This is a genomic window from Emticicia aquatilis (assembly GCF_014644295.1).
Lineage (GTDB): Bacteria > Bacteroidota > Bacteroidia > Cytophagales > Spirosomataceae > Emticicia > Emticicia aquatilis.
On sequence record NZ_BMKK01000005.1, the window covers coordinates 307,622 to 322,899 of the forward strand.

General features: G+C 37.6%; 13 protein-coding genes. 5 read left to right on the forward strand and 8 right to left on the reverse strand.

The window, feature by feature from the left end; genetic code table 11:
- Nucleotides 1-93: 93 nt before the first annotated feature.
- From IEX65_RS13825 to IEX65_RS13835, 3 genes are all read left to right on the forward strand, one after another.
- Nucleotides 94-630 carry a MarR family winged helix-turn-helix transcriptional regulator gene (locus IEX65_RS13825; RefSeq protein ID WP_188766671.1) on the forward strand — a complete coding sequence of 179 codons (537 nt, stop codon included), beginning with the start codon at nucleotides 94-96 and terminating at the stop codon, nucleotides 628-630.
- A 68-nt stretch (nucleotides 631-698) separates the two neighbouring features.
- Complete coding sequence (locus IEX65_RS13830) at nucleotides 699-1,535, forward strand: alpha/beta hydrolase (RefSeq protein WP_188766672.1); 837 nt, start codon at nucleotides 699-701, stop codon at nucleotides 1,533-1,535.
- 140 nt (nucleotides 1,536-1,675) lie between these two features.
- A complete protein-coding gene (locus tag IEX65_RS13835; RefSeq protein WP_188766673.1) occupies nucleotides 1,676-2,479 on the forward strand; it encodes an alpha/beta hydrolase in 804 nt (267 codons plus the stop codon).
- Between the two features lie 63 nt (nucleotides 2,480-2,542).
- Here IEX65_RS13835 and IEX65_RS13840 read toward each other — a convergent pair whose 3' ends face one another.
- The 7 genes from IEX65_RS13840 to IEX65_RS13870 all read right to left on the reverse strand — a co-directional run bounded on the left by IEX65_RS13840 (nucleotide 2,543) and on the right by IEX65_RS13870 (nucleotide 11,340).
- Complete coding sequence (locus tag IEX65_RS13840; RefSeq protein WP_188766674.1) at nucleotides 2,543-3,553, reverse strand: GntR family transcriptional regulator; 1,011 nt, start codon at nucleotides 3,551-3,553, stop codon at nucleotides 2,543-2,545.
- Nucleotides 3,554-3,781: 228 nt separating this feature from the next.
- The gene (locus IEX65_RS13845) at nucleotides 3,782-5,863 is read right to left on the reverse strand and encodes a bifunctional aldolase/short-chain dehydrogenase (RefSeq protein WP_188766675.1); all 2,082 of its coding nucleotides are present in this window, start codon (nucleotides 5,861-5,863) and stop codon (nucleotides 3,782-3,784) included.
- Nucleotides 5,864-6,138: 275 nt separating this feature from the next.
- Nucleotides 6,139-6,609: a LytR/AlgR family response regulator transcription factor gene (locus IEX65_RS13850; RefSeq protein ID WP_188766676.1), complete on the reverse strand. Its 471-nt coding sequence runs from the start codon at nucleotides 6,607-6,609 to the stop codon at nucleotides 6,139-6,141.
- A gap of 250 nt (nucleotides 6,610-6,859) precedes the next feature.
- Entirely contained in the window at nucleotides 6,860-7,612 is a 753-nt protein-coding gene (locus IEX65_RS13855; RefSeq protein ID WP_188766677.1) for a LytR/AlgR family response regulator transcription factor, read from the reverse strand.
- Nucleotides 7,613-7,847: 235 nt separating this feature from the next.
- Nucleotides 7,848-8,990 carry a sensor histidine kinase gene (locus IEX65_RS13860; protein WP_188766678.1) on the reverse strand — a complete coding sequence of 381 codons (1,143 nt, stop codon included), beginning with the start codon at nucleotides 8,988-8,990 and terminating at the stop codon, nucleotides 7,848-7,850.
- 71 nt (nucleotides 8,991-9,061) lie between these two features.
- Complete coding sequence (locus IEX65_RS13865; RefSeq protein WP_188766679.1) at nucleotides 9,062-9,511, reverse strand: DUF3291 domain-containing protein; 450 nt, start codon at nucleotides 9,509-9,511, stop codon at nucleotides 9,062-9,064.
- Between the two features lie 65 nt (nucleotides 9,512-9,576).
- On the reverse strand, nucleotides 9,577-11,340 hold the full coding sequence (locus IEX65_RS13870) for a phospho-sugar mutase (RefSeq protein ID WP_188766680.1): 1,764 nt from the start codon (nucleotides 11,338-11,340) through the stop codon (nucleotides 9,577-9,579).
- A 366-nt stretch (nucleotides 11,341-11,706) separates the two neighbouring features.
- Between IEX65_RS13870 and IEX65_RS13875 the strand changes: the two genes are divergently transcribed.
- Nucleotides 11,707-12,627, forward strand: coding sequence for an OmpA family protein (locus IEX65_RS13875; protein ID WP_188766681.1), 921 nt, complete (start codon nucleotides 11,707-11,709; stop codon nucleotides 12,625-12,627).
- 147 nt (nucleotides 12,628-12,774) lie between these two features.
- Here the strand turns inward: IEX65_RS13875 and smpB are convergent, their stop codons facing one another.
- Nucleotides 12,775-13,230 (reverse strand): SsrA-binding protein SmpB, encoded by a 456-nt coding sequence (gene smpB / locus IEX65_RS13880; protein WP_188766682.1) that lies wholly within the window; start codon nucleotides 13,228-13,230, stop codon nucleotides 12,775-12,777.
- 793 nt (nucleotides 13,231-14,023) lie between these two features.
- On the opposite strand from smpB, the gene hflX reads away from it, so the two are divergent.
- Complete coding sequence (gene hflX, locus IEX65_RS13885; RefSeq protein WP_188766683.1) at nucleotides 14,024-15,274, forward strand: GTPase HflX; 1,251 nt, start codon at nucleotides 14,024-14,026, stop codon at nucleotides 15,272-15,274.
- Nucleotides 15,275-15,278: the final 4 nt, after the last annotated feature.

Here is a 15,278-nt window from a genome sequence, read left to right on the forward strand (position 1 = left end):
TATTTTTTTTGTATTACCTTTGTAGTATATTTATCTTTTAATCAGAATTTAATGTAGAGAGTTAGGCCTACCTAATTCATCTCACAATTAGCAATGAACGAAGAATTACTGGCAGAAGTAGCCAAAATGAAAGCCAATAAAGCACGGTTGTTTGGTAAGCTTCTCAACCGAACCTACCGCTACATGAGCGATTTGGCAGGCGATTATCTGAAAGGTATCGGTTACGAAAACTTTCGAGTGGGGCATATCGTGGCTTTAGTGCATATCGAAGTGGAAGGCACCAGCATTAATACTTTAGCAGCAGGTGCAAGCATGACCAAACAAGGCATGAGCAAACTCGTAAAAGAATTGCAAGAGCAAGGTTTTGTGATGGTTGAAAAAGACCCTACAGATGCCCGTGCTTTGATAGTAAAATATACTGAAAAGGGTCTGCGTGCTATGATTGACTGGCGAAACTGCACCAATTATATAAATCAGAAGTTTGGAGAAGTGCTTGGCGAAAACAAACTCGAAACGCTCAAAGACCTTTTGGGCGAATTGGTGCATGAATACGAAAACAATTATGTAAGTAGCTCAAAAAATCCATTGAATCACCCAATGATGCAAGCCAATTGGATGACGGTCAAATAATTATTGACTTGTGCTGGGTGCATCGCTAAAAATTGATAAATTCGCATTGTCATAAAAACGATGTGCCTATGTCTGTTACCGAAATCATTGTTTTAGTAATAGTGTTGTATGTCATTATTTGCGTAGTGGCCTACAAAGTACAAGAGTATTTTATTTTTAAGCCCGAGAAGCTGTCACAAGATTTTGAGTTTCGATACGACGACCATTTTGAAGAACTGTTCTTTGATATGCCCGACGGAGCAAGAATCAACGGACTGCTTTTTTATGATGTAGGCGAAGAAACTCGTGGCTTAGTTATTTATTTTCATGGAAACACTCGCAGCATTAAAGGCTGGGCAAAATATGCCAAAGATTTCATCTCACACGATTATGATGTGTTGATGATAGACTACCGAGGTTTCGGAAAAAGCACAGGTAAACGGCACGAAGAACGAATGTATGAAGACTCGCAAGTGGTTTATCATAAGATGCTCGCCAAAGGTTACGACGAAAAAAATATTGTGATTTACGGACGCTCGTTGGGTTCGGGTTTTGCCTGTAAATTAGCATCAAAAAATCATCCTAAAACCTTGATTCTTGATGCCCCATATTATAGTTTTTCGCAGTTAACCAATCGTTTTTTGCCATTTCTGCCTGTTACAATGATTCTGCGGTTTTCTATCCGAACCGATAAATATATTAAGTTCGTGAAATGTCCTATTTACATCATTCATGGCACAAAAGATTTCTTGATACCGTTTCGGTCAAGTGTAAAGTTGGCAAAACTTGCTCCGCAGAAAACCCGTTTAGTACCCATTTACGGCGGCGGACACAATAATTTGCCATCGTTTCCCGAATACCATAAACATCTCGAAGAAATCTTACTCGATAGATTCGATTTGATTTTTGATAAACACCTTTTTTGATTGACGAATTACGATTTACGACGGGGTCGCCCGTGCGATAGTTTGCAGATTTTTTATTCGTAAATCGTAAATCGTAATTCGTCAATCGTAAATTTCTAAACATTTTCCATTATCAATTACTCATTATCCATTAATTTTCCGTGTTTAAATTAAAATACCTTCAAATAGCCCTTACAATTTATGCCGTTCTGATTGCGGGATTAGTGCTTTTTCAGCGATTTATCATTCTACACCCTAAAAAACTGGCGAAAGATTATCTATATGAATTCCCGAAAGCCGAAGAGTTTTATGTAGTAGTAGCCCCCGAAGTAAAACTCAACGCACTTAGATTTGCGTCGGAAGATAGTGTCTCAAAAGGCGTAGTGCTTTATTATCACGGGAATGCCGATAATTTAACTCGTTGGGGTGAATATGCTTCCGAATTTACGAAGCGAGGCTACGATGTAGTGATGTACGATTACCGAGGTTTTGGTAAAAGCAATGGCCGACTGGACGAGCAAAATTTCTTGTTCGATGCCCAATATATTTTCGATGATTTAAGCCGACGTTATAACCCTGATAAAATTGTGCTTTATGGGCGTTCGTTGGGCTGTGGAGCAGCCATTAAAGTGGCTTCAAATAATGCAGTAAAGAAGTTGATTCTCGAAACGCCCTATTATAGCTTACCCGATGTAGCATTTAGTCGTTTCCCGATTTTCCCGTTTAAATATGTTTCCGAATTTAAACTAAATGCCTACGAATGGCTACCAAAAGTGCATTGCAATGTACACGTTTTTCATGGTACTGATGATGAAATCATTCCCTATAAACAAAGCATAAAGCTACTCGAATCGGCAAATAAAAACCTTGACAAAACCCTCACTACATTGCAGGGAGGGCATCACCAAGGCCTTGATAAGTTTAAGGAGTATCAGACTAAATTAGATGAATTGTTGGCTAATTAAGTCTGAAAAGTTGGTAGTCAGTTCAGTTCATATAATAGGTAACATACTTAAAACACTAATCCATTATAAACTCTTTCTACGAATCGTGTAGAAAGGGTTTTTTATTTTTATTTGCTTTTTATCAAGCAAAAGAGCGGCAGCTGTTCGGCCCATTGTTTCGAAATCAGTCGTAATTACTGTGATTTCTAATAACTCTTTTAGTGTGGTTTCGTTGAACGAAATGATACCAATATCTTCCCCCAGTTTTAAGTCTGACTGACGGGTTTTCTTTACTAATTCGGCCAAATCGGTTTCTTCTACAACCAAGTAAGCCGTTCCTGTATGTAATACTTCGTCGAGTGCGTTTTCTTTAATCTGAAATTCACGTCCGAAATTTACACAAAACTGACGAAAACCCCGCACAATATCGCTCGGATAATTTCCGTCACTCGGAAAAACCAGCACCATTCGGTTGTATTTTTCGAGCAAATCATGAAGTTCGTCGAGAGCATCAAATATATCTTTCTCAAAATCCTGATAAACACTCAAACATGGTTTTGTGTATTCGGGTAAATCTTTATCAAGCAAAATGAGTTCTTCCGAAGGAATTTTCTCCAGCGTTTTCAAGGCAAGCGACTTATCATTTTCGGGAAAGAAATGAGGCATAATTACGTAATAATTATACTTCCCGATATTATTGGCTATGATTTCGGCAAAAATTCGGGCATCGTAATGATGAATCTGTAAATCGACATTGGCTTTATTACCCAAAACTTTCAAGAAAGCATAATAAATTAGCTTTTTATAAGAACTTAACTTATTGAAAACCAGCAAGATACGCATCTTATTATTATCGGTTCGGTTTACATAAAAACCCTTTCCTTGCACCGATGATATAAAGCCACGTTCTTTTAATTCACGATACGCCTTCTCAACAGTATCACGAGCCAAGTAATATTCTTCACTCAATTCACTAATGGATGGTAGTTGTTCATCTTTTTTCAAAACCGCCCGCTCAATATCGGCAACTATTGACTGTACAATTTGCTTGTATTTAGGGGTTTTATCGTTGGGGTTGAATTGTAGTTTATACATTTTTTTAATGTAGTTATTGGGGAAACTTTCGCAATATTTTGATGTAAACTTATCTCCATCAAGTATTTCTGAAAGCCTATCGTTTTCGAATAATCATTGAGTAAATGTAATAATTATTCATCTTACAAACTCATTGGTACTAAATATAAAAATGAGTGAATTAAACAATTCACTCATTCTGCTCTCACCTAAGTCGGCTAAATTTCTCCGACCCACTTAACCTTTCTTTTATCTTACAAATGCCACTGCCACACCCCCATCAACGTTCAAGATATTTCCTGTTGATTTTGATAAACTTCCATCAACAAATACTCTTACTGCTTTGGCAATATCTTCGGTCAGAATTTCTTCGTTGAGAAGCGTGCGTGACGCATACATTTTTGGTAAATCTTCTACTTTTATGCCATAAGCTTTTGCACGGCCTTCGGCCCATTCGCCTTCCCAAATCTTACTCCCACGCAAAACCGCATCTGGATTTACGGTGTTTACTCTGATTTTATCTTTACCCAATTCGGCAGCCATGAGGCGAGTCATGTGGGCTTGGGCAGCTTTTGCCGTACCGTAACCAACATTATTTGGCCCAGCAAAAAGGGCATTTTTGCTCGCAATATTCACAATATCGCCACCAGTTGCTTGCTGACGCATGATTCTGACTGACTCTTGTGACACCAAAAACTGGCCTTTAACCAATACATCTTGTAATAAATCCCAGTCGGCAATCGTATGGTCTTCGAGGGGTTTTGAAATTGATAAACCAGCACAGTTTACGATAATATCAACCCCACCATATTGTAAAACAGCATTACGCAATGACTCGGCAATTACCTCCGAGCTTGTTACGTCAATATTCGTCGTAATAGCCGAATCTTTACCAAATTTCTGACGTAACTCAGCTTGCGTTTCGCTCAATAAATTACGGTCAGCGGCCACAACGCACGCACCCTCTTTCAATAATTCTTCGCAAATTGCTTTACCAATACCGCCAGTTCCGCCTGTTACGAAGGCAACTTTCCCCGATAATGGCTTTGGTTTTGGCATTCTTTGCAGTTTTGCTTCTTCCAATAACCAATATTCGATATTAAATGCTTCTTGCTCGTCTAAGCCAACGTATTCCGAAACCGCCTCAGCACCTTTCATTACGTTGATGGCATTGGTATAAAACTCAGCCGCTACACGAGCAGTTTGTTTGTCTTTAGCAAAAGTAAACATACCCACTCGTGGATACAAAATCACAACAGGATTTGAATCACGAATGGCTGGACTATTATCGTGTTTACAACGTTCATAATAAGCCGCATAATCGGCACGATACGCCTCAAACTGTGCTTCGATTGACTCTTTTGTAGTGCCAGTCAGCACCATCGGGCGAATTTTTGTACGCAAGAAGTGGTCGGGACAACTCGTACCTTTTTGTGCCAAACGCTCCAAATCATGTGAGTTGACATATTCAAGCACACGAGCATCATCAGTAAAATGTCCAACCATCAAACGATAACTTGAAGCCAAACCACGCAAAGTAGGCATGATTTCGGCAGCGGCCAATTTACGCTCTTCGGCTGGTTTTGATGCTAATTTTGCTCCACCAAAAACTGGACGTTTCTTACCATAGTTAGCTTCCAAATACACCGAAGCCATTTCGATAACTTCGAGCGTATTCATATAAGAATCATACGAAGTATCGCCCCATGTAAACAAACCGTGTCCGCCTAAGATTACTCCACGAAGATTCGGATTTTCATCAACAGTTTTTGATAGTTGAAGACCTAAATCGAAACCTGGACGTTGCCACGGCAACCACGCCATCGTATCACCCCAAATTTCTTTCATAATTGCTTCGCCATCTTTGCTGGCGGCAATCGCAATGAGTGCATCTGGGTGAAGGTGGTCGATGTGTTTAAAAGGAAGAAGTCCATGCAAAGGAGTATCAATCGAAGGAGCAGCACATTTTGGGTCGAACAAACAATGGTCAAAAAGAGCCACCATTTCGTCTTCAAATGCCAAACCTCTGTATCTTTTCTTTAGTGCGTGAAGTTTATCGACGTAAAGGTTTGCACAACCTTTTTTGGTTAATGTTCCAATATCACCGCCTGAGCCTTTTACCCACATCACTTCGGCGGCTTCGCCCGTTACGGGGTCAGTTTCAGTAATTTTACACGAAGTGTTTCCTCCTGCATAGTTTGTAAGGCGTAAATCAGCACCAAGCAAATTTGAGCGATAAATAAATAAATCTACTTCGTTTTGAGCTAATTCAGCGGCTTTAGTTTCGTCCCACAAATAGCTAACATGGTTGAATGTTAGTGTTTTTTCCATAATAATCTTTATCAAGTTTACTTTTTTATATCTAATAATAGTGCTACAAAACTGCGTGCATTTACGGCACGAATCTTCATGTACTCTCCTGTAAAAGATATTTTAGCGTAAATAAAGGCCCTGAAAAAATACTGGACAGAATGGCGAAAGAGAAAAAATGCAGAAAGTAGGTCAGGCCTTCGGTACAGACCTCTATAAAATAAAATAAAGTGCCGGATTTGACCAGCACTTTATTCCTCGTAACCCAAAAAGTAAAAATTAACCACGAGTAACGTTTAAGAAACTCGGATCGTAGTCTTCAATTTAATCGTAGAAGAAACGTTTTGTCCTGTTGTGCGTAGGTATCTGCGATAGCTACGACGGAACTCAGCCGCTTTTCTGCGAGAAATAAATATCTTTTGGTCATGAATCAATACTTCGCCACCTCTGCAATTAAAATACAAATCATCGACAAATTCGAGATTGATGATGTAAGAGCGGTGAGGTCTTACGAAGTTAGAGATTTCAAGAAGTTCTTCTTCAAAAATTCTAAGTGTCTTTGAGCTGATGATTTCTCTACCATCTTTCAATTTGAAGATAGTGTAGTTTTTTGCACTTTTCAGATACAAAATGTCACCAAGCTGAATCATGTTGCGTTTGCCCGCAACTCTCATCGCCAAATTTGTTCCCGTGGCTTGGCTTGCCACATTTTGAACTACCGTAAAGCCTTCAAGGCTCATCGGAGTTGAGTAAAGCAGTTTATTCATACGATTATAAAGGAAAGCTTAAATGTGCTATTGAAATAATGAAAGCAATTTATGTTCCATAATTGAACGGTACAACTACAAATCGGTAAGTGGCGGTTAAAATTCGGTAAGTGGCGGATTTATTTTTAAACGGTAGTTTTTTTGAGAAGAAAAAGTCTATTTGGTATAATTTTAATATTTTTTTTGATTATTTTATGAATATCCGAAAAAATGATTAAACGGATACATTTTATTTCTTGGTTTTTGGGCATTAAAAATTGCTTAACCATTCCAAGAATTCTTGTTTACGACGGCGAGAAACTGGAAGTTCGTTTCCTTGTTCGGTGAGAATAGTGCCGCCTTCTCCTTTTACATATTTTTTTATATAATCACGGTTGACCAGATACGAATGGTGGATTCGGAAGAAATCGTAATTGGCCAAAATATCTTCAAATTCTTTGATATTCTTCGAGACTGTTAGTTTTTGATTATCTGTCAGATGGATATAGGTATAATCATCGTCGGCTTCGCAATAAACAATCGTATTGACAGGCACAAACTGAAAACCATTAACTACCGAAATCGGGATTTTATTATTTTTATCTCTTGGATGGCGAAGATTATTTATTAAATGCTCAAGGTTATTTTGAGTGTGCTTGCCTTCAATGCGTTTTTTAGCTTTTGATACTGCTTCTTTTACCTCTTCTATATTAATAGGTTTAAGAAGGTAGTCTAATGCACTAAATTTAATAGCAGTTACGGCATAACGGTCGAAGCCCGTTGTGAAAATTACTTCAAAATTTGGTTTGGGGATTCTCTCAAGTAGGTCGAAACCACTTCCGTGTGGCATCTCGACATCAAGAAATACAATATCTGGATAAACTGTATGGATAAGTGTATATGCCTCCTGAATAGAATTAGCAGTTCCTACTATCTCTACTTCATTTGCACAAAACTGCTGAAGAATTATTTTCAGGGTTTCGACACTACGATTTTCGTCATCAACTATAATAGCCTTATACATTTTGCAAATCTTTATTTTAAGCAATCTGACTTTTATAACGCTTCTTCAAAACATTAACTAAGAAAAATATCTTCCTACATCAGAATAGCTTTATTTCTAAACAGACATAAGTAACTATTAGTCAACTATTTAACGCTTCAAATTGTTTTATTTGGTTTTGTTGAGTAAAAGTATAATAGCAAAAGTAAGGCGTGTGATAAGGTTAAGTTTTGCAAAAGAATAAAATCATCGGGTATTAACCAAATTTTGGGAATTTTATTTCGATTAATGTCCCAACATCCATTAATGGGTCTTCTGGCGACTCAATTCGGTCGGTGATTGAGAATCGAATATCCGAATCGGCTATCATATTAAATGTGCGAAGTCGTTCTTCGGTTATCTTCAAACCTTGCGACTGATAGCCTTTGCGAGATTTAGCTTGAATTTGTTTGGCTCTCTCCCGTCCTACTCCGTCATCTTCGATTCTACAAACCAAGAACTTTCCTTGATTATAGAAATTAATGTATAGATTTCCTTTTGTTTCTTTATATCGAAGGCCGTGATTAATTGCATTTTCAATAAATGGTTGCAATATCATGGTCGGAATATCAACGAATTGATTGACTTCGGGCGAAATTTCAAGATGAAAGTCGAATTTATTATCGAATCTGAGTTTTTCCATTTCGACATATAAACTCAATAGTTTTATTTCGTCAGAAAGTGTAATGTACTTGCTTCTGGACGAATCTAAAAACAAACGAATAAGATTGGCGAACTTCGATAAATAGTTATTTGCCGAAATGCTATCACGAGTAAGAATAAAACTCTGAACAGCATTCAGTGCATTAAATACAAAGTGAGGGTTCATTTGTAGCTGCAAAGTGCGAAGTTCGAGTTCGGTTACTTGTTTATAATGACGTTGTTCTTCATCAGCCCAGAATTTAAGGAAACGTTCACGGCCGTAGAACAAGCCAAAAAGTGTTACGAAACAAGCTCCCCAAAACCACCACGACCTCCACCACGGATACTCAATCTTAAATTCAATAAAGATTGGCTTACTTTCTTGATGATTGGCACTCACCATTCCAACGATTTCGAAACGATAAATAGCAGGGCTAAGGGTATCTATTCTTATCTGATTTTTGTTTGCACTTATCCACGGATAGGTTTTAGCCCCCTCAAAACTATTCTCAATGATACGATATTTATAATTTACATCTGAAATCACCGGGTCGGTCGTAAGAGATACCTCAATGGCATTATCTTCGTAGCCAATACTATATGAATTCTTGACCGGCAGGATTCGACCAGCTATTTCAATTTGTGTAACCTTTACATTAAATGGAAGAAAGTGCTGCGAAGCAAAGTTTTGCTGTCCGTAAATCTCATGATTTGCCAAAACGCATAATAAAGAAATTATGAAGCAAAATCGTGACATTTAAGGAAATTTATAAAATGAGTGAGATTGGGTTAAACGTTGGGTAAAAATACATCTTTAAATGTGAACGAAAAAGGAGTTGCTCCATTTTTATTGATACTTTCCAATCTTTCTTTTGCATCTTGTGGCGTTGGCGTATAGTTTTCGGGAATCCACCAAAGAGCGAGCATTGCTTCCGTAGGTTTGGCAAACCATTTATTACGCCCTCGCATTACACTTGCGTGAGCAGTTTTAAACGCAAATTCTTTCAAGTCTTCGATGCTTTCCCAAACCGACATATTGATGATTATCATCTCGTCATCAAACACTCGTAAAGCAGTGGCACTTTCGTTTTCGCCTTTGAGTCTCCACACGAAACCCTTGCTTTGCTCGGCGAGTGCATTTATTTCGCCGAGCTGTGCCACGAAATCTGCCAATAATGGGCTATCAATTGGCTCTAATAATTTTGAAATATTTACTTGGGCGAGGTGAAATTTTTGCATTTGATTAGACAGAAAAAGACCTGTAAGATTCTTTCTGTCTTACAGGTCTTTGGTGTATTGAAATATTAATTCAAATTCAATTCGGCTTGAATCGACTTCACTTTTTCTTTTAAGGCTTCTAAAGTAGCATCAAATTCATCTTTTTTCTTCAATTTGGCTCTTACACCTACATAAAACTTGATTTTTGGCTCAGTTCCTGATGGGCGGCAAGTAAACTTAGTACCATCAGCCGTGAAGAATTGAAGTACATTTGATGACTCGATACCCATTTCGCCAGCAGGAATTGCTTTCTCTTCGCCAGTTTTCAAATCCTTTGTCATGAGCGATTTGTAATCATCCATGCGGATAACTTTCGAGCCTGCCAATGACTTTGGTGGTTTTGCTCTAAAATCAAGCATCATTTGTTGGATTTCCTCAGCACCTGTTTTTCCTTTTTTAGTTAAAGAAATGAGTCCTTCGTAGTAGAAACCATTCTTTTGGTACATTTCGGCCAAGAAATCGAACAATGAAAGGCCTTCGTTTTTGGCAAATGCTGTTAGTTCGGCAATCATGGCACAACTTGCAATCGCATCTTTGTCACGCACTTTATCGCCAATCAAATAACCATAGCTTTCTTCTCCACCACCAATAAAGGTTTGTTTGCCTTCCAGCTCTCTGATTACTTGTGCAATGTATTTGAAACCAGTAAGCGTATTATAACAATTTACACCCGCTTTGGCTGCCATTTCGTCAATCAAATCAGTTGTTACGATTGTTTTCGCTACAAATTCATTTCCTGTTAGCTTTTTGGCTTTTTTCCATGCTTTTAGCAAATAGTAGATAATCAAACTTGCCGCTTGATTTCCATTCAATAACTGCCACTCTCCTTTTGGGTCTTTTACGGCCATACCTACACGGTCGGCATCGGGGTCAGTTGCGATTACTAAATCTGCATTGATTTCTTGGGCTTTTTTCAATGCCAAACTCATGGCTTCTTGCTCTTCTGGGTTTGGATAAACCACCGTCGGGAAGTTTCCATCTGGCGTGGCTTGTTCTTGTACTACATGCACATTTGTGAACCCTAACTGAGCCAATGCTTTTGGTACCATCGTAATACCCGTTCCGTGAATCGGAGAAAAAACAATACTCAAATCTGATTGTTTCTTAATCATTCTTGGATTTACGCAAATGCTTTTTACGGCTTTCAAATAAGCTTTATCAAGCACTTCGCCAATCATTTTGATGCGTTTCTTTACGCCTTTAAACTTAATGTCTTTTACATTAGTGATGGCGTTTACTTCATTCACGATGTTTTTATCGTGCGGAGCAACTACCTGCGAACCATCTACCCAATAAACTTTATAACCGTTATACTCACGTGGGTTATGCGAGGCCGTGATAACAATACCACTTTGACAACCCAACTGACGCACTGTAAAAGATAACTGTGGCGTAGGACGAAGTTCTTTATACAAATAAACCGTGATACCGTTGGCCGAAAGAATATCGGCTGCTACACGAGCAAACTCTGGTGAAAAATTACGGCTATCGTGAGCAATCGCTACTTTTATTTCTTGGCCCGCAAAAGTTTTATTGAGATAATTGGCCAATCCTTGTGTGGCAGCACCAACCGTATATTTATTCATACGATTAGACCCAACACCTATTTCGCCACGCATACCACCCGTACCGAACTCCAAGTTTTTGTAGAATGAGTCGGTTAGCTGAGTAGCATTTCCATCATCAATGAGTTTCTGAATACTGGCTTTTGTATCGGCATCATATTTACCTTTGAGCCAAGTTTTGATGTTTTTCTCTGCTGTTGTATCTAACTTAAGTGCTTTTAGCATGACTAAATTTCGATTGGTTGAATTTTTCTAAAAAGATTTTGAACAAATTAAATGAAGTTTTTGATGTTTTTCAAGAATGTCCAATATTTTACTCACACTTTATTGAAAATTTTCCCCAATCTGAGTATTATTCATACTGGCTTAATAGTTTTCAAAACCTAAATACGAATTTCAACATAATCCAATCATTAAAACATAGCTTTTTGGAGGTATTGAAATAGCCAAAAACTACTTACGTCATATTTAATCTTGGAATCGTCGATAAATTATGAGAATCTTTTTTTAAAATATTTTAATTTATCAATTTTACGATGGAAATTTGTTCTTTAATTACAACTCAAACCAAATTATAAATAGTAATCAAACATGAAAATGTCATTAAAACCAGTATTCGTTTTATTTGTAGGATTATCACTGACATCGTGCGTTGCGAAAAAGAAGCTTACAGCTTTGCAATCTCAGTACGATAAAGCACAAGCTGATTTAGTAAAATGCGGCGACTCAGTACAAGACTACAAAGATAAACTTGAGCGTATGAGCAAATTACAACAAGAAAGCGAAGCTCAGAAAAACGCAACTCTTGCAACTGTTCAACAACGTGACCAACAAATCAATGACTTGAAAGACCAAGTAAATGATTTGAGAAAATTACGTGACAAACAAGTTGAACAAGTGGGGAATCTAACAGTATTATCGAAAGCAGCCAATGATAATATCGACAAAACTTTATCACAACTGGCTACAAAAGACAAATACATCAATTTACTTCAAGCTGCTCGCACAAAAGCTGACTCGATTAACTTAGCTTTGGCTGTTAACTTGAAAAGTGTCTTGAATCAAGGCCTTGACGACCAAGACGTAGAAGTAAAAGTTGATAAAACTGTGGTAATGATTAATATCTCAGATAAGATGTTGTTTAGCACTGGAAGCTCGAAAATCTCACCAAATGCCAATGCGGTGTTGAATAAAATTGCTCAAATCGTAAAATCAAGACCAGATTTAGAAGTAATGGTTGAAGGTTACACTGATAACGTAGCTATCAAAACCGACTGCCTTGACGACAACTGGGATTTGAGTGTAAAACGTGCTACATCGGTTGTGCGTACTTTACAACAAAACTTCGGTATCGACCCTAATAAATTGATTGCAGCTGGTAGAGGCGAATTTAACGCTCTTACAACAAACGATACTTCTGAAAATCGTGCAAAAAACCGTCGTACTCGCATTATCTTGATGCCAAAAATCGACCAATTCTACGATTTATTAAATCCTGATAAAGTTAAGTAAGTAAACGGTCGATAGACCACAAGTCAACAGTTTTTAAACAAAAACGGTGAATATTTCAGAAATATTCACCGCTTTTGTTTTTTTAACGTGAAATAGGCTTCTCACTTACAATCACTCTCCATTATCAATTATACATTCTCCATTAAATTAATCTTCACGCATACGCTCACGAGAAACGTCTCGCTCTTTGATGCTATCACGTTTGTCATACAATTTTTTACCTTTTGCCAACGCAATATCTAACTTTGCCAAACCGCCATCATTGATAAAAAGTCTTGTCGGAATTATCGTTAAACCCTTGTCGGTCAATTTATTAACCAACTTTTTCAATTCTTTTTTCTTCAACAAAAGTTTTCTATCACGAAGTGGCTCGTGATTGTAGTGCGTACCTTGGTCGTATTTCGAGATATTAAGGTTTTTAACGTAAAGTTCGTCGTTGATAAAAAAACAATAAGCATCAACCATACTGAACTTATTCAATCGAATTGATTTTATTTCAGTACCAGTCAAGACCATTCCCGCCGAATATTTTTCCAGAAAGAAAAACTCAAAACTTGCTTTCTTATTGGTTACATCTATTTTTTTTGCTGCTTTTTCTGCCATTTTTTCTAAAGCTTTTAGCTATTAGCAATTAGCTCTTAGCTTTTTTCTAATACTATTCTAAATACTGTTTTAATCTTTCTGAATCGAAAACTAATAGCTAACCGCTAAAAGCTGATTTCTCACAAAGTTACGAATAAAAAAAATCCCTACCTCAAAAATAGTGGCAGGGATTCCGACTTACGTGCTTTCCTAATAATCCATGTATAAGCTCTATAATTGGATTCGACTTCAATTGAGAATTTTTCTTGAAAATTCTCGGGCGGGAAATCCTATTTCGGGCAACTTCCCAAAGCAAAGTTAAATATTTTTAGAATAAAAAAAATATTGTTTTATTTTTCTTATCTAAAGGAGGCATCAGAGACGCCTCCTTTTAACTTTCCTTTATCAGAAAATCTTGTTCTAACTGCTTCATTAAAGAACAAATATTTTCTGGATTTCGATTTAAAAAAATCAGATTTTTTTGGGTTATGAGTCTTTGTTACCGTTCAATAGTTTTTTTTCGGTAACACTTTTTTATAAACTAAAAGCGTGCCAAACTTTTCTCAAAAAATGATTAAACGGCATACATATTTTATAAACCACTCATAATCAACAAATTAAATCAAAAAAAAGTTTTAAACGATTACACCGCTCAATAATTTTTTTTCGCACAAGCCCGAAATCAGAAGCAGTTATTTGCAAGAAATTTGGATTTCTCAATAATTTTTCTTATATTTAAAGAAATGGTAATCAGACAAAAGAAACTTTTGGTTACCGGATATAGTTATTTTAAGGTAATAAATTTTTTAGTCAATTGTTCAAATCACCCGTTTTTTCTACAGCAAAGCAGCAAGAAACTGCAATTTTGGTTGGTCTCATCACGCAAAAACAAAATGCCGAACGAACCAAAGAATATCTCGATGAATTAGAGTTTTTAGCAACGACAGCCGGCGTAATTACCAAACGAGTTTTTACGCAACGCCTCGAACGTGCTGATTCTAAGACCTTTGTGGGGAAAGGTAAATTAGAAGAAATAAAAATTTGGTTGATTGAAAATCCAGTCGATAGTATCATCTTCGACGATGACCTCACGGCTCCGCAAGTGCGAAACCTTGAGTCGATGTTTCAGGAAATCAAGATTCTTGACCGTAGTTTATTGATTTTGAATATATTTTCGCAGCGAGCCCAAACCGACCAAGCAAAACGTCAGGTTGAGTTGGCTCAGTATCAGTATATGTTGCCTCGCCTTACCCGTATGTGGTCGCACCTTAGCCGCCAAAAAGGTGGGATTGGTATGCGTGGCCCTGGTGAAAAAGAATTAGAAACTGATAAGCGTATAGTAAAAGACCGCATTGCGTTTTTGAAGGATAAGCTCGAAAAGATTGATAAACAGAGTTTTACCCGCCGAAAAGAGCGTAGCCAGCTCGTGCGTGTGGCACTGGTGGGCTATACGAACGTCGGGAAATCAACTTTGATGCGTCGTTTAGCAAAAACCGATGTTTTTGCCGAAAACAAACTTTTTGCCACCATCGACTCGACCGTTAGAAAGGTAGTTTTAGGAAATATTCCGTTTTTGCTGACCGATACTGTTGGCTTTATCCGAAAACTACCCACGCAATTAATCGAGTCGTTTAAATCAACATTGGACGAAATCCGTGAAGCCGATATTTTGGTTCATGTGGTTGATATTTCGCACCCATCGTTTGAAGAGCAGATTGAAGTTGTAAACGTGACTTTATCCGAAATCGGAGCTTCAGAAAAATCAATGGTGTTGGTTTTCAATAAACTCGACCTCTTCAAACCCGAATCGGAGGAGAACCTCGATGAGCATCTCGAAACAATTGATGAAGGTGTTTTAGAACGTAACCTTGACAGACTAAAGAATAGTTACCTCAAGAAAAACACCGAAAATGTTGTGTTTATTTCCGCCGAACACAAAGAAAACTTAGGCGAATTACGCAAGGTTCTAATGAATAAGATTCAAGAAAAACATTTCTTGATTTATCCAAACTGGGACCCAACCCAAAACCCAATGTATGATTGGCAGGGGGTTGAGCAAGAATGATAAA